Origin of the sequence: Streptomyces sp. SPB162 (assembly GCF_029504575.1) — a bacterium.
Classification (GTDB): Bacteria; Actinomycetota; Actinomycetes; order Streptomycetales; family Streptomycetaceae; genus Actinacidiphila.
This window is the reverse complement of the sequence record NZ_JAQFII010000001.1, coordinates 4,637,714-4,660,510: the sequence shown is the minus strand read 5'-3', so window position 1 is coordinate 4,660,510 and position 22,797 is coordinate 4,637,714. Positions and strand designations below refer to the sequence as shown.

The 22,797-nt window shown below is 67.3% G+C and carries 24 protein-coding genes and 1 pseudogene; 3 read left to right on the top strand and 22 right to left on the bottom strand.

The features are described from left to right. From rplE to rpsJ, 14 genes and pseudogenes are all read right to left on the bottom strand, one after another. A complete protein-coding gene (rplE, locus tag M2266_RS21415; RefSeq protein WP_138352906.1) occupies nt 1-558 on the bottom strand; it encodes a 50S ribosomal protein L5 in 558 nt (185 codons plus the stop codon). After that, a complete protein-coding gene (gene rplX, locus M2266_RS21410; protein WP_138352905.1) occupies nt 558-881 on the bottom strand; it encodes a 50S ribosomal protein L24 in 324 nt (107 codons plus the stop codon). Before rplX ends, rplE begins: the two co-directional genes overlap by 1 nt. A gap of 3 nt (nt 882-884) precedes the next feature. Next, a pseudogene (rplN, locus tag M2266_RS21405) lies at nt 885-1,254 on the bottom strand (50S ribosomal protein L14). 112 nt (nt 1,255-1,366) lie between these two features. Further along, entirely contained in the window at nt 1,367-1,651 is a 285-nt protein-coding gene (gene rpsQ / locus M2266_RS21400) for a 30S ribosomal protein S17 (protein WP_138352904.1), read from the bottom strand. Then, the gene (gene rpmC / locus M2266_RS21395) at nt 1,651-1,878 is read right to left on the bottom strand and encodes a 50S ribosomal protein L29 (protein WP_138352903.1); all 228 of its coding nucleotides are present in this window, start codon (nt 1,876-1,878) and stop codon (nt 1,651-1,653) included. The genes rpsQ and rpmC overlap by 1 nt, the downstream gene beginning before the upstream one ends. Next, a complete protein-coding gene (gene rplP, locus M2266_RS21390; protein ID WP_138352902.1) occupies nt 1,878-2,297 on the bottom strand; it encodes a 50S ribosomal protein L16 in 420 nt (139 codons plus the stop codon). Before rplP ends, rpmC begins: the two co-directional genes overlap by 1 nt. A gap of 4 nt (nt 2,298-2,301) precedes the next feature. Further along, nucleotides 2,302-3,141: a 30S ribosomal protein S3 gene (rpsC, locus tag M2266_RS21385; protein WP_138352901.1), complete on the bottom strand. Its 840-nt coding sequence runs from the start codon at nt 3,139-3,141 to the stop codon at nt 2,302-2,304. Beyond that, nucleotides 3,141-3,488, bottom strand: a complete 348-nt coding sequence (gene rplV / locus M2266_RS21380; protein ID WP_138352992.1) for a 50S ribosomal protein L22 — start codon at nt 3,486-3,488, stop codon at nt 3,141-3,143. The genes rpsC and rplV overlap by 1 nt, the downstream gene beginning before the upstream one ends. A 43-nt stretch (nt 3,489-3,531) precedes the next feature. Then, nucleotides 3,532-3,813, bottom strand: coding sequence for a 30S ribosomal protein S19 (gene rpsS / locus M2266_RS21375; RefSeq protein ID WP_138352900.1), 282 nt, complete (start codon nt 3,811-3,813; stop codon nt 3,532-3,534). 12 nt (nt 3,814-3,825) lie between these two features. Further along, nucleotides 3,826-4,662 (bottom strand): 50S ribosomal protein L2, encoded by an 837-nt coding sequence (rplB, locus tag M2266_RS21370; protein ID WP_138352899.1) that lies wholly within the window; start codon nt 4,660-4,662, stop codon nt 3,826-3,828. Nucleotides 4,663-4,701: 39 nt separating this feature from the next. Further along, complete coding sequence (gene rplW / locus M2266_RS21365) at nt 4,702-5,037, bottom strand: 50S ribosomal protein L23 (RefSeq protein WP_138352898.1); 336 nt, start codon at nt 5,035-5,037, stop codon at nt 4,702-4,704. Continuing rightward, nucleotides 5,037-5,714, bottom strand: a complete 678-nt coding sequence (rplD, locus tag M2266_RS21360; protein WP_277439632.1) for a 50S ribosomal protein L4 — start codon at nt 5,712-5,714, stop codon at nt 5,037-5,039. Before rplD ends, rplW begins: the two co-directional genes overlap by 1 nt. A 4-nt stretch (nt 5,715-5,718) precedes the next feature. Beyond that, a complete protein-coding gene (gene rplC, locus M2266_RS21355) occupies nt 5,719-6,363 on the bottom strand; it encodes a 50S ribosomal protein L3 (RefSeq protein WP_138352896.1) in 645 nt (214 codons plus the stop codon). Between the two features lie 13 nt (nt 6,364-6,376). Beyond that, nucleotides 6,377-6,685 (bottom strand): 30S ribosomal protein S10, encoded by a 309-nt coding sequence (gene rpsJ, locus M2266_RS21350; protein ID WP_138352895.1) that lies wholly within the window; start codon nt 6,683-6,685, stop codon nt 6,377-6,379. A gap of 497 nt (nt 6,686-7,182) precedes the next feature. Between rpsJ and M2266_RS21345 the strand changes: the two genes are divergently transcribed. Together M2266_RS21345 and M2266_RS21340 are read left to right on the top strand one after the other, a co-directional pair. Then, a complete protein-coding gene (locus M2266_RS21345) occupies nt 7,183-7,815 on the top strand; it encodes a N,N-dimethylformamidase beta subunit family domain-containing protein (RefSeq protein ID WP_277439631.1) in 633 nt (210 codons plus the stop codon). Further along, nucleotides 7,715-8,767, top strand: a complete 1,053-nt coding sequence (locus M2266_RS21340) for a N,N-dimethylformamidase beta subunit family domain-containing protein (protein WP_346780950.1) — start codon at nt 7,715-7,717, stop codon at nt 8,765-8,767. Before M2266_RS21345 ends, M2266_RS21340 begins: the two co-directional genes overlap by 101 nt. Before the next feature lie 10 nt (nt 8,768-8,777). Here the strand turns inward: M2266_RS21340 and M2266_RS21335 are convergent, their stop codons facing one another. Together M2266_RS21335 and M2266_RS21330 are read right to left on the bottom strand one after the other, a co-directional pair. Continuing rightward, nucleotides 8,778-9,782 carry a hypothetical protein gene (locus tag M2266_RS21335; RefSeq protein ID WP_277439629.1) on the bottom strand — a complete coding sequence of 335 codons (1,005 nt, stop codon included), beginning with the start codon at nt 9,780-9,782 and terminating at the stop codon, nt 8,778-8,780. An 11-nt stretch (nt 9,783-9,793) separates the two neighbouring features. After that, complete coding sequence (locus M2266_RS21330) at nt 9,794-11,092, bottom strand: MFS transporter (RefSeq protein WP_277439628.1); 1,299 nt, start codon at nt 11,090-11,092, stop codon at nt 9,794-9,796. A 129-nt stretch (nt 11,093-11,221) separates the two neighbouring features. On the opposite strand from M2266_RS21330, the gene M2266_RS21325 reads away from it, so the two are divergent. Beyond that, entirely contained in the window at nt 11,222-13,315 is a 2,094-nt protein-coding gene (locus M2266_RS21325) for a PIG-L family deacetylase (RefSeq protein ID WP_277439627.1), read from the top strand. Between the two features lie 112 nt (nt 13,316-13,427). On the opposite strand, the gene tuf is transcribed toward M2266_RS21325, so the two are convergent. The 6 genes from tuf to M2266_RS21295 form a co-directional block, all read right to left on the bottom strand. Beyond that, on the bottom strand, nt 13,428-14,621 hold the full coding sequence (gene tuf, locus M2266_RS21320) for an elongation factor Tu (protein WP_277439626.1): 1,194 nt from the start codon (nt 14,619-14,621) through the stop codon (nt 13,428-13,430). 181 nt (nt 14,622-14,802) lie between these two features. Then, nucleotides 14,803-16,938 (bottom strand): elongation factor G, encoded by a 2,136-nt coding sequence (gene fusA, locus M2266_RS21315; RefSeq protein ID WP_277439625.1) that lies wholly within the window; start codon nt 16,936-16,938, stop codon nt 14,803-14,805. A 38-nt stretch (nt 16,939-16,976) separates the two neighbouring features. Beyond that, on the bottom strand, nt 16,977-17,447 hold the full coding sequence (rpsG, locus tag M2266_RS21310) for a 30S ribosomal protein S7 (protein ID WP_138352889.1): 471 nt from the start codon (nt 17,445-17,447) through the stop codon (nt 16,977-16,979). Between the two features lie 2 nt (nt 17,448-17,449). Next, a complete protein-coding gene (gene rpsL, locus M2266_RS21305; RefSeq protein ID WP_138352888.1) occupies nt 17,450-17,821 on the bottom strand; it encodes a 30S ribosomal protein S12 in 372 nt (123 codons plus the stop codon). 289 nt (nt 17,822-18,110) lie between these two features. Further along, entirely contained in the window at nt 18,111-18,587 is a 477-nt protein-coding gene (locus tag M2266_RS21300) for a DUF1707 and DUF4190 domain-containing protein (protein WP_277441290.1), read from the bottom strand. A gap of 198 nt (nt 18,588-18,785) precedes the next feature. Continuing rightward, entirely contained in the window at nt 18,786-22,685 is a 3,900-nt protein-coding gene (locus tag M2266_RS21295; protein ID WP_277439624.1) for a DNA-directed RNA polymerase subunit beta', read from the bottom strand. Nucleotides 22,686-22,797: the final 112 nt, after the last annotated feature.

Below are 22,797 nucleotides of genomic sequence, written 5' to 3'. Positions count from 1 at the left end.
TCACATCTCCTTGAACGGGAAGCCGAGGTGACGAAGCAGGGCACGACCCTCGTCGTCGTTGGTCGCCGTGGTAACCACGGTGATGTCCATGCCCCGGACCCGGTCGATCTTGTCCTGGTCGATCTCGTGGAACATGACCTGCTCCGTGAGACCGAAGGTGTAGTTGCCCCGGCCGTCGAACTGCTTCGGCGACAGGCCGCGGAAGTCACGGATGCGCGGCAGTGCGAGTGACAGCACGCGGTCCAGGAACTCCCACATGCGGTCACCGCGGAGGGTGACGTGGGCGCCGATCGGCTGGCCCTCACGCAGCTTGAACTGCGCGATGGACTTGCGGGCCTTGGTGACCTGCGGCTTCTGGCCGGTGATCGTGGCGAGGTCGCGAATCGCGCCCTCGATCAGCTTGGAGTCGCGGGCGGCGTCGCCCACACCCATGTTGACCACGATCTTGGTCAGACCCGGGATCTGCATGACGTTCTCGAAGGAGAACTCCTCATGCAGCTTGCCCGAGATTTCCTCGCGGTAGCGCGTCTTCAGACGCGGCGTGGTGGTGGCAGTCATCAGATGTCCTCACCCGTCCGCTTGGCAACGCGGATCTTGTTGCCTTCGTCGTCGAAGCGGTAACCGACGCGGGTAACGACCTTCTTGCCGTCCTTCTCCACGATCAGCTGAACGTTGCTGATGTGGATCGGGGCCTCGGTCGTGATGATCCCGCCGGTCTTGCTACCGCGGTCGGACTGGCCGGCCTTGGTGTGCTTCTTGACCCGGTTGACACCCTCGACGAGGACACGGCTCTCAGTGGGGTAGGCCACAATGACCTTGCCCTGCTTGCCGCGGTCCTTACCGGTGATGACCTGGACCAGGTCGCCCTTCTTGATCTTCATCGGTTACAGCACCTCCGGCGCGAGAGAAACGATCTTCATGAACTTCTTCTCGCGCAGCTCACGACCCACCGGGCCGAAGATACGGGTGCCGCGGGGGTCGCCATCGTTCTTCAGAATGACGGCGGCGTTCTCGTCGAACCGGATGTACGAGCCGTCGGGACGACGGCGCTCCTTGACGGTCCGGACGATGACCGCCTTGACGACCTCGCCCTTCTTCACGTTGCCACCGGGGATTGCATCCTTGACGGTGGCGACGATGACGTCACCGATTCCCGCGTAGCGGCGGCCCGAGCCACCGAGAACACGGATGCAAAGGATTTCCTTCGCACCGCGTGTTGTCGGCGATCCGAAGCCGCGACTCCTGCTGGATCACGTCTATCTCCTGGGTTGTCGCGTCGGTTCCCGGTGGGGGCGGGTTGCCCCGCCCCTACCGAGCCTGACGGAACGGTCCTGAGGGCCCCATATTTTTTGAGGGCCCTCAGGGATTACTTGGCCTTCTCGAGGATCTCCACGACGCGCCAACGCTTGGTGGCAGAGGTCGGCCGGGTCTCCATGAGGAGGACACGGTCGCCGATGCCGGCAGCGTTCTGCTCGTCGTGCGCCTTGAGCTTGTTGGTGCGCCGGATGACCTTGCCGTACAGGGCGTGCTTCACACGGTCCTCGACGGCGACCACTACGGTCTTGTCCATCTTGTCGCTGACCACAAGGCCCTCACGGGTCTTGCGGAAGCCGCGCTGCTCGGAGGTCTCAGTCACATTCTTCTCGCTCATCAGGCGCTCTCCACCGTCTCGATGCCCAGCTCGCGCTCGCGCATCAAGGTGTAGATCCGGGCGATGTCCTTGCGGACGACCTTGAGCCGGTTGTTGTTCTCGAGCTGTCCCGTGGCCGCTTGGAAGCGGAGGTTGAACAGCTCCTCCTTGGCTTCGCTCAGCTTGGCGAGGAGTTCCTCGTCGCCCAGCGTGCGCAGCTCGGTGGCCTTAGTGGTGCCGGCCGCCATCACGATTCACCTGCCTCGCGCCGCACAATGCGGCACTTCATCGGAAGCTTGTGGGCGGCGCGGGTGAGCGCCTCCTTGGCAACCTTCTCGTTCGGGAAGGACAGCTCGAACATCACCCGACCGGGCTTGACGTTCGCGATCCACCACTCCGGCGAACCCTTACCGGAACCCATGCGGGTCTCGGCAGGCTTCTTGGTCAGCGGACGGTCCGGGTAGATGTTGATCCAGACCTTGCCGCCGCGCTTGATGTGACGGGTGATGGAGATACGAGCGGACTCGATCTGCCGGTTCGTCACATAGGCCGGGGTGACGGCCTGCAGGCCGTACTCACCGAACGCGAGTTCGGTGCCGCCCTTGGCCATGCCCGAGCGCTTCGGGTGGTGCTGCTTGCGGTGCTTGACCCTGCGGGGGATCAGCATTGGGTCAGGCCTCCGTTCCGGGAGTGTCCGCAGCCGGCGCCTCTACAGCGGCGGGGGCTTCGGCCTTGGGGGCCGAACCGCCGTCCGTCTGAGGCTTACGGCCACGGCCGCCGCGCTCGCCACCGCGGCGCTGCGGACGGTCGGTTCCACCGGCGCCGGGACCACGCGACGGGCGGTTGCCCGCACGGGCCGCGGCGTTGTCGGCGCGAACCTCTGCGATGTTCTTGACGTTGCCCTTGTAGATCCACACCTTCACACCGATGCGGCCGAAGGTGGTCTTGGCCTCGAAGAAGCCGTAGTCCACATTGGCGCGCAGGGTGTGCAGCGGCACACGGCCTTCGCGGTAGAACTCGGAGCGGGACATCTCGGCGCCGCCGAGACGACCGCCACACTGGATCTTGATGCCCTTGGCGCCGGCCTTCATCGTGCCCTGCATGCTCTTACGCATGGCGCGACGGAAGGAGACACGCGAGGAGAGCTGCTCGGCGACGGCCTGGGCCACCAGCTGAGCGTCCATCTCGGGGTTCTTGACCTCGAGGATGTTCAGCTGCACCTGCTTGCCGGTCAGCTTCTCCAGGTCGCCGCGGATGCGGTCGGCCTCGGCACCACGACGGCCGATGACGATGCCGGGACGCGCGGTGTGGATGTCCACACGCACACGGTCACGGGTGCGCTCGATCTCCACCTTCGAGATGCCGGCGCGCTCCATGCCCTGCGTCATCATCTTGCGGATGGCGACGTCTTCCTTGACGTAGTCCTTGTACAGCTTGTCGGCGTACCAACGAGACTTGAAGTCCGTGGTAATTCCGAGCCGGAACCCGTACGGGTTAACCTTCTGGCCCATTACCGGGTCCCTTCCTTGCTGCTGACGACCACGGTGATGTGGCTGGTCCGCTTGCGGATCCGGTAGGCACGGCCCTGGGCACGCGGACGGAACCGCTTCAGGGTCGGGCCTTCGTCGACATACGCCTCAGTGATGACGAGAGACTCGGCATCGGAGTGGTCGTAGTTGTGCGCGGCGTTGGCAATGGCGCTGTCGAGCACCTTGCCCACCGGCACGCTCGCGGCCTGCGGGGCGAAACGCAGGACCGCCTGAGCCTCCGTGGCATTCATGCCACGGATGAGGTCCACCACGCGGCGGGCCTTCATGGGCGTGACGCGGATGTACCGCGCCTGGGCCCTGGCTTCCATGGTTGTCCCTTCGGTGTCAGTCATAGTCTTCGCACTCCGCCGATCAGCGACGCTTCGTCTTGCGGTCGTCCTTGACGTGGCCGCGGAACGTGCGGGTCGGCGAGAACTCGCCGAGCTTGTGGCCGACCATGGACTCGGTGACGAACACCGGGACGTGGATCTTGCCGTTGTGAACCGCGATCGTGTGGCCCAGCATCGCCGGAATGATCATGGAGCGGCGGGACCAGGTCTTGATGACGTTGTGGGTGCCTGCTTCGTTCTGTACGTCCACCTTCTTGATGAGGTGGTCGTCGACGAAGGGCCCCTTCTTGAGACTGCGCGGCATCTAAACCTGCTCCTAGCGCTTCTTGTTCGTCTTGCGGCGGCGGACGATGTACTTGCTGCTTGCCTTCTTCGGCGAGCGAGTACGACCCTCCTTCTGACCCCACGGGGAGACCGGGTGGCGACCACCGGAGGTCTTACCCTCACCACCACCGTGCGGGTGGTCGACGGGGTTCATCGCGACACCGCGGACGGTCGGGCGGACGCCCTTCCAGCGCATACGGCCGGCCTTGCCCCAGTTGATGTTCGACTGCTCGGCGTTGCCGACCTCGCCAACAGTGGCGCGGCAGCGGACGTCGACCAGGCGGACTTCACCGGACGGCATACGAAGGGTGGCCATAGAGCCCTCCTTCGCCAGCAGCTGGACCGAAGCACCCGCGGAACGGGAGATCTTCGCGCCGCCGCCGGGACGCAGCTCGATGGCGTGGATGGTCGTACCCACCGGGATGTTGCGCAGCGGGAGGTTGTTGCCCGGCTTGATGTCGGCCGTGGGGCCGTTCTCAACCCGGTCGCCCTGGCTCAGCTTGGCCGGGGCAATGATGTAGCGCTTCTCGCCGTCTGCGTAGTGCAGCAGCGCGATGCGTGCGGTGCGGTTCGGGTCGTACTCGATGTGAGCGACCTTCGCCGGAACGCCGTCCTTGTCATGACGACGGAAGTCGATGACTCGGTAAGCACGCTTGTGACCGCCACCCTGGTGGCGGACAGTGATGCGACCCGAGCTGTTACGTCCACCCTTGCTGTGCAAGGGGCGGACCAGCGACTTCTCCGGCGTGGACCGCGTGATCTCGACGAAGTCGGCGACGCTGGAGCCACGACGGCCCGGCGTCGTCGGCTTGTACTTGCGGATACCCATTTCTCAGTCCTCGTCCGATATCGGACGACACGGACTCCGTTAGGAGACCGGGCCGCCGAAGATGTCGATTCGGTCGCCCTCAGCGAGGGTCACGATGGCGCGCTTGGTGTCCTTGCGCTTGCCGAAACCGGTCTTGGTGCGCTTGCGCTTACCCTGCCGGTTGATCGTGTTGACCCCGGTGACCTTGACCGAGAAGACCGCCTCGACGGCCTGCTTGATCTGGGTCTTGTTGCTGCCCGGCGCGACGATGAACGTGTACTTGTTCTCGTCCAGGAGCGCGTAGCTCTTCTCGGAAACCACCGGCTTGACCAGGATGTCACGGGGGTCCGTGAAGGTCTTGCTGGTGACGACCGCGGCGGTCTTGGTCTCACTCATCAGGCGTCGTTCCCTTCGAGCTCATCCTCGGAGGCAACGGCCTTGGCGGACGCGGCGGGACCCGCCACGAAACGCTCGAAGGCGTCCTGCGTGAAGACCACGTCGTCGGAGACGAGCACGTCGTAGGTGTTCAGCTGACCCGCTTCCAGGATGTGGACCTGGGGCAGGTTGCGGGCGGACAGCCACGCGGCCTCGTCGGCACGCTCGACGACCAGGAGCACGTGACGTCGCTCGCTGATCTTGCCCAGCAGTGCCTTGGCGGCCTTGGTGGAAGGCGTCGCGCCGTCGATCACGCCGGAGACGACGTGAATGCGGTCGTGACGCGCCCGGTCGGTCAGGGCGCCACGGAGGGCGGCCCGGATCATCTTCTTCGGGGTCCGCTGGGAGTAGTCACGCGGCTGCGGGCCGTGGACGACGCCACCGCCTGCGAACTGCGGAGCGCGGGTCGAACCCTGACGGGCGCGGCCGGTGCCCTTCTGGCGGTAAGGCTTGCGCCCACCACCGCGGACCTCGGCGCGGGTCTTGGTCTTGTGCGTGCCCTGGCGGGCGGCAGCGAGCTGCGCCACGACGACCTGGTGGATCAGCGGAATGCTGACCTTGGCGTCGAAGATCTCGGCGGGAAGCTCGAGGCTGCCGGTCTTGTCGCCCGCGGGCGACAGGATGTCAATGGTGCTCATATCCTCAAGCCCCCTTGGCCGCGGTACGGACCAGGATGAGGCCGCCGTTCGGACCAGGTACCGCTCCCTTGATGAGGAGCAGGCCCTTCTCCGCGTCAACGGCGTGGACGGTCAGATTCTGTGTGGTCACACGCTCTCCACCCATCCGGCCGGCCATCTTCATGCCCTTGAAGACACGACCCGGGGTGGCACAGCCACCGATGGAGCCGGGGGAACGGTGCTTGCGCTGAACGCCGTGACCGGCGCCGAGACCCTTGAAGTTGTGACGCTTCATGACACCGGCGAAACCCTTGCCCTTGCTGGTGCCGGTCACATCGACCTTGACACCGGACTCGAAGGTCGCAGCGGTGATCTCCTGGCCCAGCGTGTACTCGCCGGCGTCAGGGGTACGAAGCTCCACCAGGTGGCGGCGCGGGGTTACGTCGGCCTTGGCGAAGTGACCCTTGAGGGGCTTGTTCACCTTGCGCGGGTCAATCTCGCCGAAGGCGATCTGAACCGACTCGTAGCCGTCGACGTCGTTGGTGCGGACCTGGGTCACGACACACGGGCCGGCCTTGATGACGGTCACCGGCACAATGCGGTTGTTCTCGTCCCAGACCTGCGTCATGCCGAGCTTCTCGCCCAGGACGCCCTTAATGCTCTTAGCCATCTCGCGCGTCACCTCAGAGCTTGATCTCGATGTCGACGCCAGCCGGGAGGTCGAGACGCATCAGCGAGTCAACCGTCTTCGGCGTGGGGTCGAGAATGTCGATGAGCCGCTTGTGGGTGCGCATCTCGAAGTGCTCGCGCGCATCCTTGTACTTGTGCGGCGACTTGATGACGCAGTACACGTTCTTCTCAGTGGGCAGCGGCACCGGGCCTGCGACGTGCGCACCAGTACGCGTCACCGTCTCGACGATCTTCTTCGCCGAGGAGTCGATGACCTCGTGGTCGTACGCCTTGAGCCGGATGCGGATCTTCTGTCCCGCCATGGCTACTCCGTAGTCCTTTGTCTCGTAACGCTCTGGAACCCGGTCGGTACCGCCTCTTCGCCGACCCACGCGGTCGGGTGTGTCGCACCCCTTCTCATAAATTTCCGCAAGCGGAAATCCCTCGGAGAAGGAAGCGCGGCGCTCTGACCGCAGGATGTGGGGAAGACTCCCACCGGGTGCCTGGCCGGAACCGCACTAACGCTTCCCGGAAGATTCCCGTACGTCCGCCATGCCACCGAGGTGGATCATGACGACGAGTACTGTGGGACTCGCTTCCGGTCCTCCCGACGGGAGGCGCGCAGCATCGGCGCTCGACCGAGCAACTTGGCTAGTGTGCCATATGGGGCACACTCCACGCCAATCGAGCCGGCGACAGTACCACCTGGAACGAACGGAACCACCTGGGGCGGGCGGGGCAACCAAAGGCCTCGCCGGCCCGTCCTCCTCAACGGACGCCCCGACCCGACGGGGACACGTCGGACGAGAGCGGGGTCCCGTTGAAGAGGCTGCGCCGTCTGGTACTGCTCACAGCCGTCCTCGCGCTGTTCGCCGGCGCCTGCGGCGCCCCCGACGGCGGCCCGGTGACACCGCCCGCCAGGACCCCCAAGGCCGCCCCGCCGCTCGACATGGACAGCTGGTCGGTGGCGCGGGAGAACGAGCGGCCGGGCACCACCGCCTGGCGGCTGCGCGACCCGGGACCGTCTAACGCGATCGAGGGCTTCGCCGACCAGGTCGGCGTCACCTCAGGAGAATCGTTTCGCCTGTTCGTCTCCACCACCGCCAGGAGCTTCCACGTCGAGGCGTTCCGGATGGGCTGGTACCAGGGGAAGCAGGGCCGCAAGATCTGGTCGTCGATCGCCCAGCACGGTCAGCGGCAGGCCGCTGCAACGACGGTGCCCGGCATATACCTGGTCAGCGCGCCCTGGAAGCCGTCCCTGACGGTGAGCACCAGGGACTGGCCGCAGGGCAGCTACCTGCTCAAGCTCGTCTCCAGCGCGGGCCACGACCGCTGGGTGCCGCTGACGATCGATCCGCTCGACGTCCACCGTCGGCCGCACCGTCTTCGTCAACGCGGTCACCACCTGGGCCGCGTACAACAAGTGGGGCGGCGGCACCAATGTCTACGGTGACGCGCGCGGCACCACGGGCCCCGGCTACGCCAAGCGCTCGCGCAAGGCGAGCTTCGACCGGCCCTACGACGGCGAGGGCTCGCCCTTCGACTGGTACGAGCTGCCGATGTTGGGCATCGCGGAGCGGATGGGCCTCCCGCTCGCCTATGAGACCGACACCGACCTCGACGGCTCGGCCGAGCTGTTCCGCGGCGCGCGCTCGGTGATCTTCCCCGGGCACGACGAGTACTGGTCGGCGGGCATGCGCGACAACACGCTCGCGATCCGCGACGCGGGGGTGAACCTCGCCTTCTTCTCCTCCAACGCCGCCTACCGGCACATACGGCTGGAGCCCAGCGCGCTGGGGAAGGACCGCGTGGTGGTGGTCTACAAGGACCCTTCGGAGGACCCGATGATCCTCAAGGACCCCAGCCAGGCCACCCAGCAGTGGCGGCTGCCGCCCGACCCGCGCCCGGAGAGCGTCCTGACCGGCGTGCTGTACGAGTGCAACCCGGTCTACGCGCCGTTCGTCGTCACCGAACCGGACGCGTGGATGTTCCGCGGCACCGGCGCCAAGGCCGGCAGCAAGTACGTCGGGCTGGTCGGCGTGGAGTCGGACCGGCTGATGGCGGGTGTCCCGGTGCCGCGCCCGATCCAGGTCGTCGGGGACTCCCCGCTGACCTGTCGCGGCACCGGGACGCGGGCCAACGCGGCCTACTACACGGTGCCTTCGGGCGCCGGGGTCTTCGCCACCGGCACCATGAGCTGGGCCTGCAGCGTCTACGGCAACACCGGCTGCCGGGGCCGGTCGGGCGAGCAGCGGGTGCCCGAAACCTCCGGGGAGTTCGCCCGCCAGGTCTCCGAGAACGTCCTGCGGGCCTTCGCCGCCGGCCCGGCGGGCCGTACGTACCCGGCGCGGGACAACTACGCGCGGTACGTCTCCCCGCCCAGCAGGATGTCGTTCGCGCACTGATGCGTGCCGCTCAGCGCACCACGCTGGGTCCGTACGCGCCCGAGACCATCAACTGCGGCTTGCCCGAGCCGTCCGCGGGCTGCCGCCACACGTCGAAGGCGCTGCCGCCGGTCGGCAGGGAGTACGCGATGGTGCGGTCGTCCAGCCAGTCGCCCTGGTCGTCCACGCTGCGGGTCTCGGCGAGCGCCGTCTCCCGCATGGAGGCCAGGTCCAGCACATACAGCCGCCAGGGCTTGGACGGGTCGTCGGAGACCTTCTTCTTGAAGACCAGCCGGGTGCCGTCCGGGGAGAGCGACGGGCATTCCACGTTCTGCCGCAGCACGGTCATCGTGCGGGCCCCGAAGTCGCCGCGGACCAGGAAGGTGCCGCCGCGGGAGGCGCTGCCCAGCGTCGCGTAGAAGGTGTTGTCGTCCTTCAGGAACGACACCCCCCAGAAGTTGCGGTCCGGCGGCCTGAAGTCCCTGTCGTCCCGCCGGACGTCGAACGTCTCCAGGGTCGGCACCACGGTGCCGGTGCGCGAGTCGTAGATGCCGGTGCGGGTGGAGAACCCCGCCGAGGTGTACGAGTCCCCGTAGACGAACGCCGTCCAGGCCGCCATCCGGCCGTCGGCGGAGAGCCGGGCCCGGCTGGGCAGCCCCGGCAGCTGGATCCGCTTGAGCAGCTTCATCCGGCTGTCGCGCAACTCGGCGTAGTGGTGCACGACCAGACCGCTCACGCCGGCCAGGCAGAGCAGCCGCCCGGCCGCCGCGTAGCCGCGCTCGCAGGCCTGCGTGTCGACCTTCCGTTCACTCCGGGGCTCGCCCACCCGCACCTGGGCCAGCCGGCCGAAGCCGGGGCCCTTGGCGGTGTCGCGGAAGATCAGCCGGGCGCCGCTGCCCGGGGCGAGGTCGACCGCGCCGGCGACCGGGCGCACGCCCTCGCCGCCCGCGGCGCGGGCCTTGTCGCGCTGCAGGGCGTACACGGTGTACCCGACGGCGACCGAGGCCAGCACGGCCACGCACACTACGAAGACCATGATCCGGTTCCTCATACGCCGGCCACCTCGGGACCGTGGGCGGCACCCGGCCGCAGCATCACCATGCAGAGCAGCACGGCGGCCGTCAGGGCGACGGTGAATCCCTGGACGGTGTGCGCCGGACCCCAGCGCATCCAGGCGGCGCCGAACGCCACCGAGGAGACCGCACGCCCCAGGGTCTGGGTGGTCTGCAGCACGGACAGCCCGCTGGTGCGCAGCTCCTCGGGGATCAACGGCCCGGCGTGCGCCATCAGGACGCCGTCGGTCGCCGCGTAGAACAGCCCGTGCAGGGCCAGGACGACGAGGATCAGGGCCGTGCCCCGCAGGTCCAGGACACCGCCGACCAGCAGGTAGGCGCCGATCAGGCAGGCGTGCCCGGCCAGAAAGATCTTCCAGCGGCCGATCCGGTCCGCCAGCCCGCCCAGCGGCACCGCCGCCAGCAGGTACACGCCGGTCGTGCCCAGCGGCAGCAGCGGGAACCAGGAGATCGCCAGGTCGGTGCGGTCCTGCAGCGCCAGGTAGACGAAAGCGTCGGACACCGTCGCCAGGCCCAGCAGGCAGGCCCCCACGCAGGCCCGCCGGAACGCCGCGTTGCGGAGCATCCCCAGGCCCGCGCGCAGCGAGACCGCGACCCTGGCCGTCTTCTTCCGCGTGAACGGGTCCCGTACGAACAGCGCGAGGGCCACCACGCCGACCGCGCCGATGCAGAAGCTCACCACGAACACGGCGTCGTACGCGGTGCCGAGCGAGGTGCTCATCATCGACATCAGGGCGAAGGCGATGACCGGGCCGATGAAGGCGCCCACGGTGTCCATCGCCCGGTGCACCCCGAACGCCCGGCCCTGCGACTCCGCCGGGGTGGAGAGCGAGATCAGCGCGTCCCGCGGGGCGGTCCTGATCCCCTTGCCCGCCCGATCGACGGCCATCATCATCCCGATGCCCGGCACCGAGGCGCCCACCAGGGGGAATCCCAGCTTCGTCACCGCCGACACGAGGTAGCCGGAGCCCGCCACGGCCTTGCGTGCGGTGAACTTGTCGGCGAGGTAGCCGCCCACGATCCGCAGCAGGGCCGTCGACCCCGAGTACACGCCGTCCAGGAAGCCGAACTGCAGCATGCTCAGGCCGAGTCCGGTGACGAGATACACCGGGAGGACCGCGGTGACCATCTCCGAGGAGATGTCGGTGATCAGGCTCGTCATCCCCAGTGCGACCACGTTCGCCGACACCAGGCCGCGCAGGCCCCGGCGCCGGCCCGGCCGTTCGGCCTCGGGCCGGGCCTTGTCGCCCGTCCGGGTCTCGGACAGATACACGCATCGTTCCCTTCACGCCCCGGCTACCCGCCGGACCACCCTAGGACAGTCGCTGTACAGGTTCCCGCACGCAACCTCGGGGCCGACTTCTCGCTCCTACCTGTTGTGAGCGTCTCTACGAGGCGAAGGTTGTCCCGCAGGGAACTCCTTGTCGCCACCGCCATGACCACGACGGCCGTCGCCGTCGGCTGCACCAGCACACGGTCCGCCGCGAAACCGTCCGCCGGTTCCGGGCCGAGCGCCGTCCAGGCGTACCGGGCCGGTGCGAAACCGCTGCTCCTGCAGGTCCTCGCGCACCCGGACGACGACCTGTACTTCATGAACCCCGACACCCTGCACGCCGTGCGCGGCGGCGTGCCGGTGGTCTCGGTCTACGTGACGGCCGGCGAGTCCGTGGGCGTGAACCACGCGCCGCGCACCCCCAAGCCCAAGGCCGACCGGCAGGCGTACTCCTCCGCCCGCCACCAGGGGCTGCGCCAGGCCTACGCGACCATGCTCGGCCTCGACAAGTTCACCCCGTGGCGCCATTCCGCGCTGCGGCTGACCGGCGGCCTCACCGTGGAGCTGGACCAGCTGGCGAACGGCGAGCGCCGCGCCGATCTGGTCTTCGTCAACCTGTCGATGGGCGAGGGGAACCGGAACATGGTGGGCCTCCCCCACCTGTGGGCGGTCCCCGGCATCACCCTGGACACCGTGGTGGCCACCGGCTCCCCCGTGCGGAAGTCCAGCAAGGTCGGTCACCAGACCCTGGTGGACTCGCTGGCCGCGCTGCTGGAGCGCTACCAGCCGACGCTGGTGCAGACCCTGGACCCCGATCCCGACATCCAGGTGCACGACGCGGCCCACCACCAGAACAGCGACCAGAACGGGTACTCCGACCACCGCGACCACACGCCCGCCGCGCTCTTCGCCTGGAAGGCGCTCGCCCAGTGGGTCGCCGAGAGCGCCGAGGGGGACGGCGACGTGCCGCGGTTCGTCACCACCGCGTACCGCGGCTACTACAACCAGCGCTGGCCCCGCAATCTCCCGCAGTCCGTGGTCCGCGAGAAGAACCAGTACCTCCTCCCCTACGGCGGGGATCCGGAGTGGGACTGCGGCAACGCCGCGGGCTGCGGCGACTACGGGGTCGGCCAGAACACCCCGCTGACCAACCCGAAGGGCTGGGTCCGCTCCACCCACTACCGCTACCCCGGCGCCCGGCCCGCGACGTTCGCCGGGCAGGACGGCCGGCTGGAGGCGTTCAGCGTGCTCGGCACCCGGGCCGTGCGCTGGCAGGAGAGCGCGCCCGGCAGCGGTCAGTGGAGCGATCCGCAGGACCTCGGCGGCGGGCCGCTGGCCCCCGCGCTGGCCGCGGTGAAGGACTCCACGGGCCGTCGGCTGCTGTTCGCCCTGCGGTTCTCCTCCCTGCAGGGCCAGGGCGGGCACAACGCCCGCGAGATCGTCCTGCTGGAGCAGAGCTCCTCCGAGGGCCCGTTCCGCGCTTGGACCGGCCTGGGCAACCCGGAGCGGACCGAGGACCACGGCCGCCGGATAGGGTGCCCGGCCGCGGTGTCCACTCCGGACGGGCGGGTCCACCTCTTCGTCCGCAGCGCCGCCAAGGGCGTCTGGACCAGGGTCAGGGAGCCCGGCGGAACGTGGGGCGACTGGCGGGACCTCGGCGGGGACGAGGTGCAGGACGGCCTGGCGGTGGTGCTCGACGGCCGGGCGCGGATCCACGTCTTCGCCGCCGGCCGCGACACCGTGCACCACTGGACGCAACCCTCCCCCGGGCAGCCGATGGCCTTCCAGCCCGTGCGCGGCCTGCCGCAGCCGGGCGAGCCGCCCTCCGCGGCACTCGCCCCCGACGGCTCCCTCACGGTGGCCTACCGGCGGCCGGTCACCGGGGAGCTGGTCCTGCGGACGGTCGACGGCACCTCGTCCCGGAACGGCGCGCTGACGCCCGCACAGCTGAGCGGCTACGGCGGCTACGCCGACGTCGCGGTGGGCGCGGCCCCGGCCCACAGCGGGCGCGGCGGCCTGCTGCTGCTCGGCAAGGCACTGGACGGCACCGTCCAGCTCGTGGACACCGCGCGGCCGGGACGGCCGCTCGAGCGGCCGCCGTTCGCGCTCCCGGTCGGCACGCCCACGCTGCTGCAGGGCCCCGACGGGCGGCCGTACGTGGTCGGCCTGGACTTCGCCGCGACCCCCTGGGTATGGCGGCCGGAGACGCAGTCCACGGCGTAGGCCGGCCGGATCGCCCCCCGAACAACCGGACCCCCCCCAACAAGCCGAGGGCCCTGCCCCCACCGCGAACGGTGGGGACAGGGCCCTCGGTGTGTTGCTTGCCAGAATCAGATCACTTGGTGATCTTGACGACCTGGCCGGCGCCCACGGTACGGCCACCCTCGCGGATGGCGAACTTCAGGCCCTCTTCCATGGCGATCGGCTGGATCAGCGCGACCGTCATGGCGGTGTTGTCGCCCGGCATGACCATCTCGGTGCCCTCGGGGAGGGTGACGACGCCGGTCACGTCGGTCGTCCGGAAGTAGAACTGCGGACGGTAGTTGTTGAAGAAGGGGGTGTGACGGCCACCCTCGTCCTTCGACAGGATGTAGGCCTGGGCCTCAAACTCGGTGTGCGGCGTGACCGTACCCGGCTTGATGATGACCTGGCCGCGCTCGACGTCCTCGCGCTTGATGCCACGGAGGAGCAGACCGACGTTCTCGCCCGCCTGACCCTCGTCAAGCAGCTTGCGGAACATCTCGATGCCGGTGACCGTGGTGGTGGTCTTGGTCTCCTTGATGCCGATGATGTCGACAGTCTCGTTGACCTTGAGCACACCGCGCTCGATACGACCGGTGACGACGGTGCCACGACCGGTGATCGTGAAGACGTCCTCGATCGGCATCAGGAACGGCTTCTCGACGTCACGAGCCGGAGTCGGGATCGCGGTGTCCACGGCCTCCATGAGGCCGAGGAGCTTCTCGCCCCACTCCTTGTCGCCCTCGAGGGCCTTGAGCGCCGAGACGCGCACGACCGGAAGGTCGTCGCCCGGGAACTCGTACTCGGAGAGGAGCTCACGGACCTCGAGCTCAACGAGCTCCAGGATCTCCTCGTCGTCCACCATGTCGGCCTTGTTCAGGGCGACGACGATGTACGGAACGCCGACCTGGCGGGCCAGGAGCACGTGCTCCTTGGTCTGCGGCATCGGGCCGTCGGTCGCGGCGACAACGAGGATGGCGCCGTCCATCTGCGCCGCACCCGTGATCATGTTCTTGATGTAGTCCGCGTGACCGGGGCAGTCGACGTGCGCGTAGTGACGCGACTCCGTCTGGTACTCGACGTGCGCGATCGAGATCGTGATACCGCGCTGGCGCTCCTCAGGAGCCTTGTCGATCTGGTCGAAGGCCGAGGCCTCGTTCAGGTCCGGGTACGCGTCATGCAGCACCTTGGTAATCGCCGCGGTCAGCGTCGTCTTACCGTGGTCGATGTGACCGATGGTGCCGATGTTGACGTGCGGCTTAGTCCGCTCGAACTTCGCCTTCGCCACTGGGGTCCTCCTGGGAGTGGTTCTGTACGCCTTGCTTCATCGGCGCCAGGTGATCTTTGCTGGAATGCGGGCTGCCGGGGCATCCGCCACGCTTCTCAGGGCCGAAGCCCCTGTGGATTGTGTCGAATGCCCCGATGCCTGCTGTCAAGCCTAAGGGTTGGGCAACACTGCGAATTGAGCGCTACTCGCCCTTGGCCTTCGCGATGATCTCCTCAGCGACGTTCCGCGGAACCTCGGCGTAGGAGTCGAACTGCATCGAGTAGCTTGCGCGACCCGAAGTCTTGCTACGGAGGTCTCCGACGTAGCCGAACATCTCCGACAGGGGCACGAGACCCTTGACGACACGGGCGCCGCTGCGCTCCTCCATGGCCTGAATCTGGCCACGGCGGGAGTTCAGGTCGCCGATGACGTCGCCCATGTAGTCCTCGGGCGTGGTGACCTCAACGGCCATCATCGGCTCGAGCAGTACGGGGCTCGCCCTACGGGCACCCTCCTTGAACGCCTGCGAACCGGCGATCTTGAAGGCGAGCTCGGAGGAGTCAACCTCGTGGTAACCACCGTCGAGAAGGGTGATGCGAACACCCACCATCTCGTAACCGGCCAGGATGCCGAACTTCATGGCTTCCTGCGCGCCCGCGTCCACCGAGGGGATGTACTCACGGGGGATGCGGCCACCGGTGACCTTGTTCACGAATTCGTACGAGGCGTCGCCGCCCTCGATGGGCTCCATCGAGATCTGTACCTTCGCGAACTGGCCGGTGCCACCAGTCTGCTTCTTGTGCGTGTAGTCGATCCGGTCGACAGTCTTGCGGATCGTCTCGCGGTATGCGACCTGGGGCTTGCCGACGTTCGCCTCGACGCGGAACTCGCGCTTCATGCGGTCGACCAGCACCTCGAGGTGAAGCTCGCCCATACCACCGATGATGGTCTGGCCGGTCTCCTCGTCGGAGTGGACCTGGAACGAGGGGTCCTCTTCAGCGAGACGCTGAATGGCGACGCCCAGACGCTCCTGGTCACCCTTGGACTTGGGCTCGATCGCGACCTGAATGACCGGGGCCGGGAAGTCCATGGACTCCAGGATGACCGGGTTCTTCTCGTCGCACAGCGTCTCACCGGTGGTGGTCTGCTTCAGGCCCATGACGGCGATGATGTCGCCGGCGCCCACCGCCGCGATCTCCTCACGCTTGTTCGCGTGCATGCGGTAGATCTTGCCGATGCGCTCCTTCTTGCCCTTGACCGAGTTCAGCACCGAGGTGCCGGTCTCGAGGCGGCCCGAGTAGACCCGGACGAAGGTGAGCTTGCCGAGGTGCGGGTCGCTCATGATCTTGAACGCAAGACCGGAGAACGGCTCGTCCTCGGACGGCTGACGCTTCACGACCACCGACGGGTCCTTGACGTCGTGGCCTTCGATGGCCTCGATGTCCAGGGGCGACGGCAGGTAGCGGACCACGGCGTCGAGCAGGGGCTGAACGCCCTTGTTCTTGAACGCGGAACCACAGAACACGGGCGTGAAGGTCGGCTTGCCCTGGTGCTCGGAGTCGGTCGAGGCGATGGTGGCGCGACGGATCGCGGCCATCAGGGCCTCCTCGGAGGGCTCTTCGCCCTCGAGGAACAGCTCCATCATCTCGTCGTCGTGCTCCGCGATGGTCTCGAGGAGCTTGCCACGCCATTCCTGGGCGGCTTCGACGTGAGTGGCGGGGATGTCGACGGTGTCGTACATCTCGCCCTTGGTGGCCTCGGCGGACCACACGAGGGCCTTCATGGCGACGAGGTCGACAACGCCCTTGAAGTCCATCTCGGTGCCGATGGGCAGCTGCATGACGAGCGGAACCGCACCGAGGCGGTCCACGATCATGTCGACGCAGCGGTGGAACTCGGCACCGGTCCGGTCGAGCTTGTTGACGAAGCAGATGCGCGGGACGCCGTAGCGGTCCGCCTGACGCCAAACGGTCTCGGACTGCGGCTCAACACCGGCAACACCGTCGAACACCGTGACGGCACCGTCGAGGACGCGGAGCGAACGCTCCACCTCGACCGTGAAGTCGACGTGCCCCGGGGTGTCGATGATGTTGATCGTGTGATCGACATCGTTCAGCGGCCAGTGGCAGGTCGTCGCGGCCGACGTGATCGTGATGCCGCGCTCCTGCTCCTGCTCCATCCAGTCCATGGTGGCTGCGCCATCGTGGACTTCACCGATCTTGTACGAGACGCCGGTGTAGAACAGGATCCGCTCGGTGGTCGTCGTCTTGCCCGCGTCGATGTGGGCCATGATCCCAATGTTGCGGACCTTGGCCAGGTCAAGCGAAGTGGTGGCCATTAGGCTCAGTCTTCTCTCGGTTTCGATGTGGGTGGTGACTACCAGCGGTAGTGCGCGAAGGCCTTGTTCGACTCGGCCATCTTGTGCGTGTCTTCGCGACGCTTGACCGAGGCACCGAGACCGTTGCTGGCGTCCAGCAGCTCGTTCATCAGGCGCTCGGTCATGGTCTTCTCACGGCGGGCGCGGGAGTAACCCACGAGCCAGCGCAGCGCGAGCGTGGAGGCACGGGCGGGGCGAACCTCGACCGGCACCTGGTAGGTCGCACCGCCGACGCGGCGGGACTTGACCTCCAGAGTCGGCTTGATGTTCTCCAGAGCGCGCTTCAGGGTGATGACCGGGTCGGTACCGGTCTTCTCCTTGAGGCCCTCGAGAGCGCCGTAAACGATCCGCTCGGCGGTGGAACGCTTGCCGTGCAGGAGGATCTTGTTGACCAGCGAGGTCACCAGAGGAGATCCGTAGACCGGGTCGATGATGACCGGGCGCTTCGGGGCAGGACCCTTACGAGGCATGCTTACTTCTCCTTCTTGGCGCCGTAGCGGCTGCGGGCCTGCTTGCGGTTCTTGACGCCCTGGGTGTCCAGGGAGCCGCGGATGATCTTGTAGCGAACACCCGGCAGGTCCTTCACACGACCGCCACGCACGAGCACGATGGAGTGCTCCTGGAGGTTGTGGCCCTCGCCCGGAATGTAGGCGGTGACCTCAATCCCACTGGTCAGACGCACACGGGCCACCTTGCGAAGCGCCGAGTTCGGCTTCTTCGGGGTGGTCGTGTACACACGCGTGCAAACACCGCGACGCTGAGGGGAACCCTTCAGCGCGGGTGTCATATTCTTCTTGACCTTGTCCTGCCGGCCGTTCCGGACCAGCTGCTGGATCGTAGGCACCGTTTCTCCGGTTTCTGTGTGCCGATCTCGATAAAACTAACCTGGGGTACCGACCCACGCGGTCGGGTGTGTCGCGGACCCCGCACGTCCTCGTGGAGCAGAGAACACACGTATGTCGGGTGCCGCGGCCTCGGTGTCCCCGTGCGATATCGGTAACCTCCCAGTCGAGACTGGGGGCACGCGCAAGGACCCGGGCACACCCCAGGCACAAGGTCAGATCGTACCTATCGCATCGGCTCCGGTCAAAACAAATGCATCAGCGCAGGACACGCCGCCCGCCCGGGACGCGCTATCCGCCGCTTCCGGCGACCGCGGCGAGCATCACGAAGAGCAGGAACAGCCCCAGGAAACCGGAGACGATCCAGCCCAGCACCAGTCCGGCGACCGCGAAGCCGTCGCCGCCCTCGCCCGTTCTGCTGATCTCCTTGCGGGCCTTGTGGCCCAGGATCACCGCGGGGATCGCCGTCACGAGGGTGAAGGTGCCCGCCAGCCCGCAGACGAACGCGGCGACGGCGGAGGTGTTGGTGCGCGGCGGGGCCGGCAGGAATGTCCGCGGCACGTAGCCCATCGGCTGGGACGACTGCACGGACATCGGTGAGGGCCCCTGTGGGAGGTCGCGCACCAGCAGCTGCAACTCACCGTAGGTACGCGCCTGGTAGGCGGTGGACATCCGGTGCTCGTACTCCTGCTGCTGCAGGCGGCCCTCCGCGAACGCGGCCTTCAGCACGTCCACCGTGCGCTCACGGTCGGCGTCGGCCGCCAGCATGCCGGGCACCTGGCCGGACTGTGGCAGCCGCCCGTTGCCCCACGGATCGAGCGACACGTGCGACACCTCCCCCGCCTAGGACTCGTCTCTCCATACTGACGGACGCACGGCGACCGTGCGAAGTTCCGCGAAAAGCCGCAAGGCGGCCATCCCGGGAGGGGACGGCCGCCTTGCGGATCAGACTCTGCGGGACACGACTCAGCCGTTGTAGGGGCCGTAGTCGTAGTCCTCCAGGGGAACGGCCTGGCCGGAGCCGGTGCCGAAGGGCGAGTAGTCGATGTCGTCGTAACCGACGGCCGAGTACATCGCTGCCTTCGCCTCCTCGGTGGGCTCCACCCGGATGTTGCGGTAGCGGGCGAGGCCCGTACCGGCCGGGATGAGCTTGCCGATGATGACGTTCTCCTTCAGGCCGAGCAGCGAGTCCGACTTGGCGTGGATCGCCGCGTCGGTCAGCACTCGGGTCGTCTCCTGGAAGGAGGCGGCCGACAGCCAGGACTCCGTCGCCAGCGAGGCCTTGGTGATACCCATCAGCTGCGGACGACCGGAGGCGGGGTGACCGCCCTCGGAGACCACACGACGGTTCTCGGTCTCGAAGCGGCCGCGCTCGACCAGCTCGCCGGGCAGCAGCTCGGCGTCGCCGGACTCGATGATCGTCACCCGGCGGAGCATCTGCCGGATGATGATCTCGATGTGCTTGTCGTGGATCGACACGCCCTGGTTGTTGTAGACCTTCTGCACTTCGGCCACCAGGTGGATCTGAACCTGGCGCTGGCCGAGGATGCGCAGCACGTCGTGCGGGTTGGTGGCACCCACGGTCAGCTTCTGGCCGACCTCGACGTGGTCGCCCTCGCCCACCAGCAGACGGGACCGCTTGGAGATCGGGTAAGCGATCTCCTCGCTGCCGTCGTCCGGGGTGACGACGAGCTTCTTCGTCTTCTCGGTCTCCTCGATGCGGACCCGACCGACAGCCTCGGAGATCGGGGCGACACCCTTGGGGACACGGGCCTCGAAGAGCTCGACGACACGCGGCAGACCCTGCGTGATGTCGTCACCCGCCACACCACCGGTGTGGAAGGTACGCATCGTCAGCTGGGTACCGGGCTCACCGATCGACTGGGCCGCGATGATACCGACGGCCTCACCGATGTCCACCAGCTTGCCGGTGGCCAGCGAGCGTCCGTAGCAGAAGGCACAGGTGCCGACCGTGGACTCGCAGGTGAGGATCGAGCGGGTCTTGACCTGCTCGACACCGTGCTGGATCAGCTGGTCGATGAGCACGTCGCCCAGGTCCACGTTGGCCGGCGCGATCACCTTGCCGTCGATGACGACGTCCTCGGCGAGCATGCGGGCGTAGACGCTGGTCTCGACGTCGTCCGTCTTACGAAGGACGCCGTCCTCGCCGCGCGCACCGATCTGCAGCTTGAGGCCGCGCTCGGTACCGCAGTCCTCCTCGCGGATGATGACGTCCTGCGAGACGTCCACCAGACGACGGGTGAGGTAACCCGAGTCGGCGGTACGCAGGGCGGTGTCCGCGAGACCCTTACGGGCACCGTGGGTGGAGATGAAGTACTCCAGCACGGACAGGCCCTCACGGAACGAGGCCTTGATGGGACGCGGGATGGTCTCGTTCTTCGCGTTCGACACCAGACCACGCATACCGGCGATCTGACGCATCTGCATCATGTTTCCTCGGGCACCCGAGTCAACCATCATGAAGATGGGGTTCGTCTTGGGGAAGTTCGCGTTCATCGCCTCGGCAACCTCGTTGGTCGCCTTGGTCCAGATCGCGATGAGCTCCTGCGTGCGCTCGTCCTTGGTGATCAGGCCGCGCTCGTACTGCTTCTGGACCTTCTCGTCCTGGTCCTCGTACCCCTTGACGATGGCCTTCTTGGCCTCGGGGACGACGATGTCCGTGACGGCCACGGTGACACCGGAACGGGTGGCCCAGTGGAAGCCGGCCGCCTTCAGGTTGTCGAGCGTCGCCGCCACGATGACCTTCGGGTACCGCTCGGCGAGGTCGTTGACGATCTCGGAGAGCTGCTTCTTGCCGACCGCGTAGTCCACGAACGGGTAGTCCTCGGGCAGCAGCTCGTTGAAGAGCGCGCGTCCCAGGGACGTCCGCAGCCGGAACGTGTCGCCGACCTGGTAGCCCTGCTCGCCCTCTTCCTCGGCGGGCGGGGTCCAGCCGCGCGGCGGGACGGTGCCGACCGGGAAGCGGATGTCGACCTTCGACTGCAGCGAGAGCTCGCGGTTGTCGAACGCCATGATCGCTTCGGCGGTGGAACCGAACGCCCGGCCCTCGCCGATGAGCACGCGCTCTTCCGGCTCGGTGGTGAGGAAGAACAGACCCAGCACCATGTCCTGGGTCGGCATGGTGACGGGACGACCGTCGGCCGGCTTCAGGATGTTGTTCGAGGACAGCATCAGGATGCGGGCCTCGGCCTGCGCCTCTGCCGACAGCGGCAGGTGCACGGCCATCTGGTCACCGTCGAAGTCCGCGTTGAACGCGGTGCAGACGAGCGGGTGGATCTGGATGGCCTTGCCCTCGACCAGCTGGGGCTCGAAGGCCTGGATGCCGAGGCGGTGCAGGGTCGGCGCACGGTTCAGCAGCACCGGGTGCTCCGCGATGACCTCTTCGAGGACGTCGTAGACCACGGTGCGGCCGCGCTCGACCATGCGCTTGGCCGACTTGATGTTCTGCGCGTGGTTCAGGTCCACCAGGCGCTTCATCACGAACGGCTTGAAGAGCTCCAGCGCCATGGCCTTCGGCAGACCGCACTGGTGCAGCTTGAGCTGCGGGCCGACGACGATGACCGAACGGGCCGAGTAGTCGACTCGCTTGCCGAGCAGGTTCTGACGGAAACGACCCTGCTTGCCCTTGAGCATGTCGCTCAGGGACTTCAGCGGGCGGTTGCCGGGACCGGTGACCGGGCGACCACGGCGGCCGTTGTCGAACAGCGCGTCGACGGCCTCCTGCAGCATCCGCTTCTCGTTGTTCACGATGATCTCGGGGGCACCGAGGTCAAGGAGACGCTTGAGGCGGTTGTTGCGGTTGATCACACGGCGGTACAGGTCGTTCAGGTCGGAGGTCGCGAAGCGGCCACCGTCCAGCTGCACCATCGGACGCAGGTCCGGCGGGATGACCGGGACGCAGTCCAGCACCATGCCGTTGGGCTTGTTGGTGGTCTGCAGGAACGCCGAGACGACCTTGAGGCGCTTGAGCGCACGGGTCTTCTTCTGGCCCTTGCCGGTACGGATGATCTCGCGCAGACGCTCGGCCTCTTCTTCGAGGTCGAAGGTCTCCAGGCGCTTCTGCAGCGCCGCGGCACCCATCGAGCCCGAGAAGTACGTACCGAAGCGCTCGCGCAGCTCGCGGTAGAGCAGCTCGTCGCCCTCGAGGTCCTGGACCTTGAGGTTCTTGAAGCGGGCCCACACCTCGTCGAGGCGGTCGATCTCGCGCTGGGCGCGGTCACGGAGCTGCTTCATCTCACGCTCGGCACCTTCGCGCACCTTGCGGCGCACGTCGGCCTTGGCGCCTTCGGCCTCCAGCTCGCCGAGGTCCGCTTCGAGCTTCTTCTGCCGGTTCTCGACATCGGAGTCCCGACGGTTCTCGACCTGCTGGCGTTCGACGGAGACCTGCGCCTCGAGGGAGGGCAGATCACGCGTACGGCGCTCGTCGTCGACCCACGTGATCATGTAGGCGGCGAAGTAGATGACCTTCTCGAGGTCCTTCGGGGCGAGGTCGAGCAGGTAGCCCAGCCGCGACGGAACGCCCTTGAAGTACCAGATGTGGGTCACGGGAGCGGCCAGCTCGATGTGGCCCATCCGCTCACGACGCACCTTGGCGCGAGTTACCTCGACGCCGCAGCGCTCGCAGATGATGCCCTTGAAGCGGACACGCTTGTACTTACCGCAGTAGCACTCCCAGTCCCGGGTAGGGCCGAAGATCTTCTCGCAGAAGAGCCCGTCCTTTTCCGGCTTGAGGGTGCGGTAGTTGATGGTCTCCGGCTTCTTCACTTCGCCGTGCGACCAGGTACGAATGTCGTCCGCGGTGGCAAGGCCGATCCGCAGCTCGTCGAAGAAGTTGACGTCGAGCACTTGTCGTCAATCCCGCCTTCGGGTTTTACCCGACTAGTGACACTGCCGGGGTCGAGTGTCAAACATGGTCTGAACAGTCCGTGGGGTCACTCCGGGGCCGTGTTACCGACGC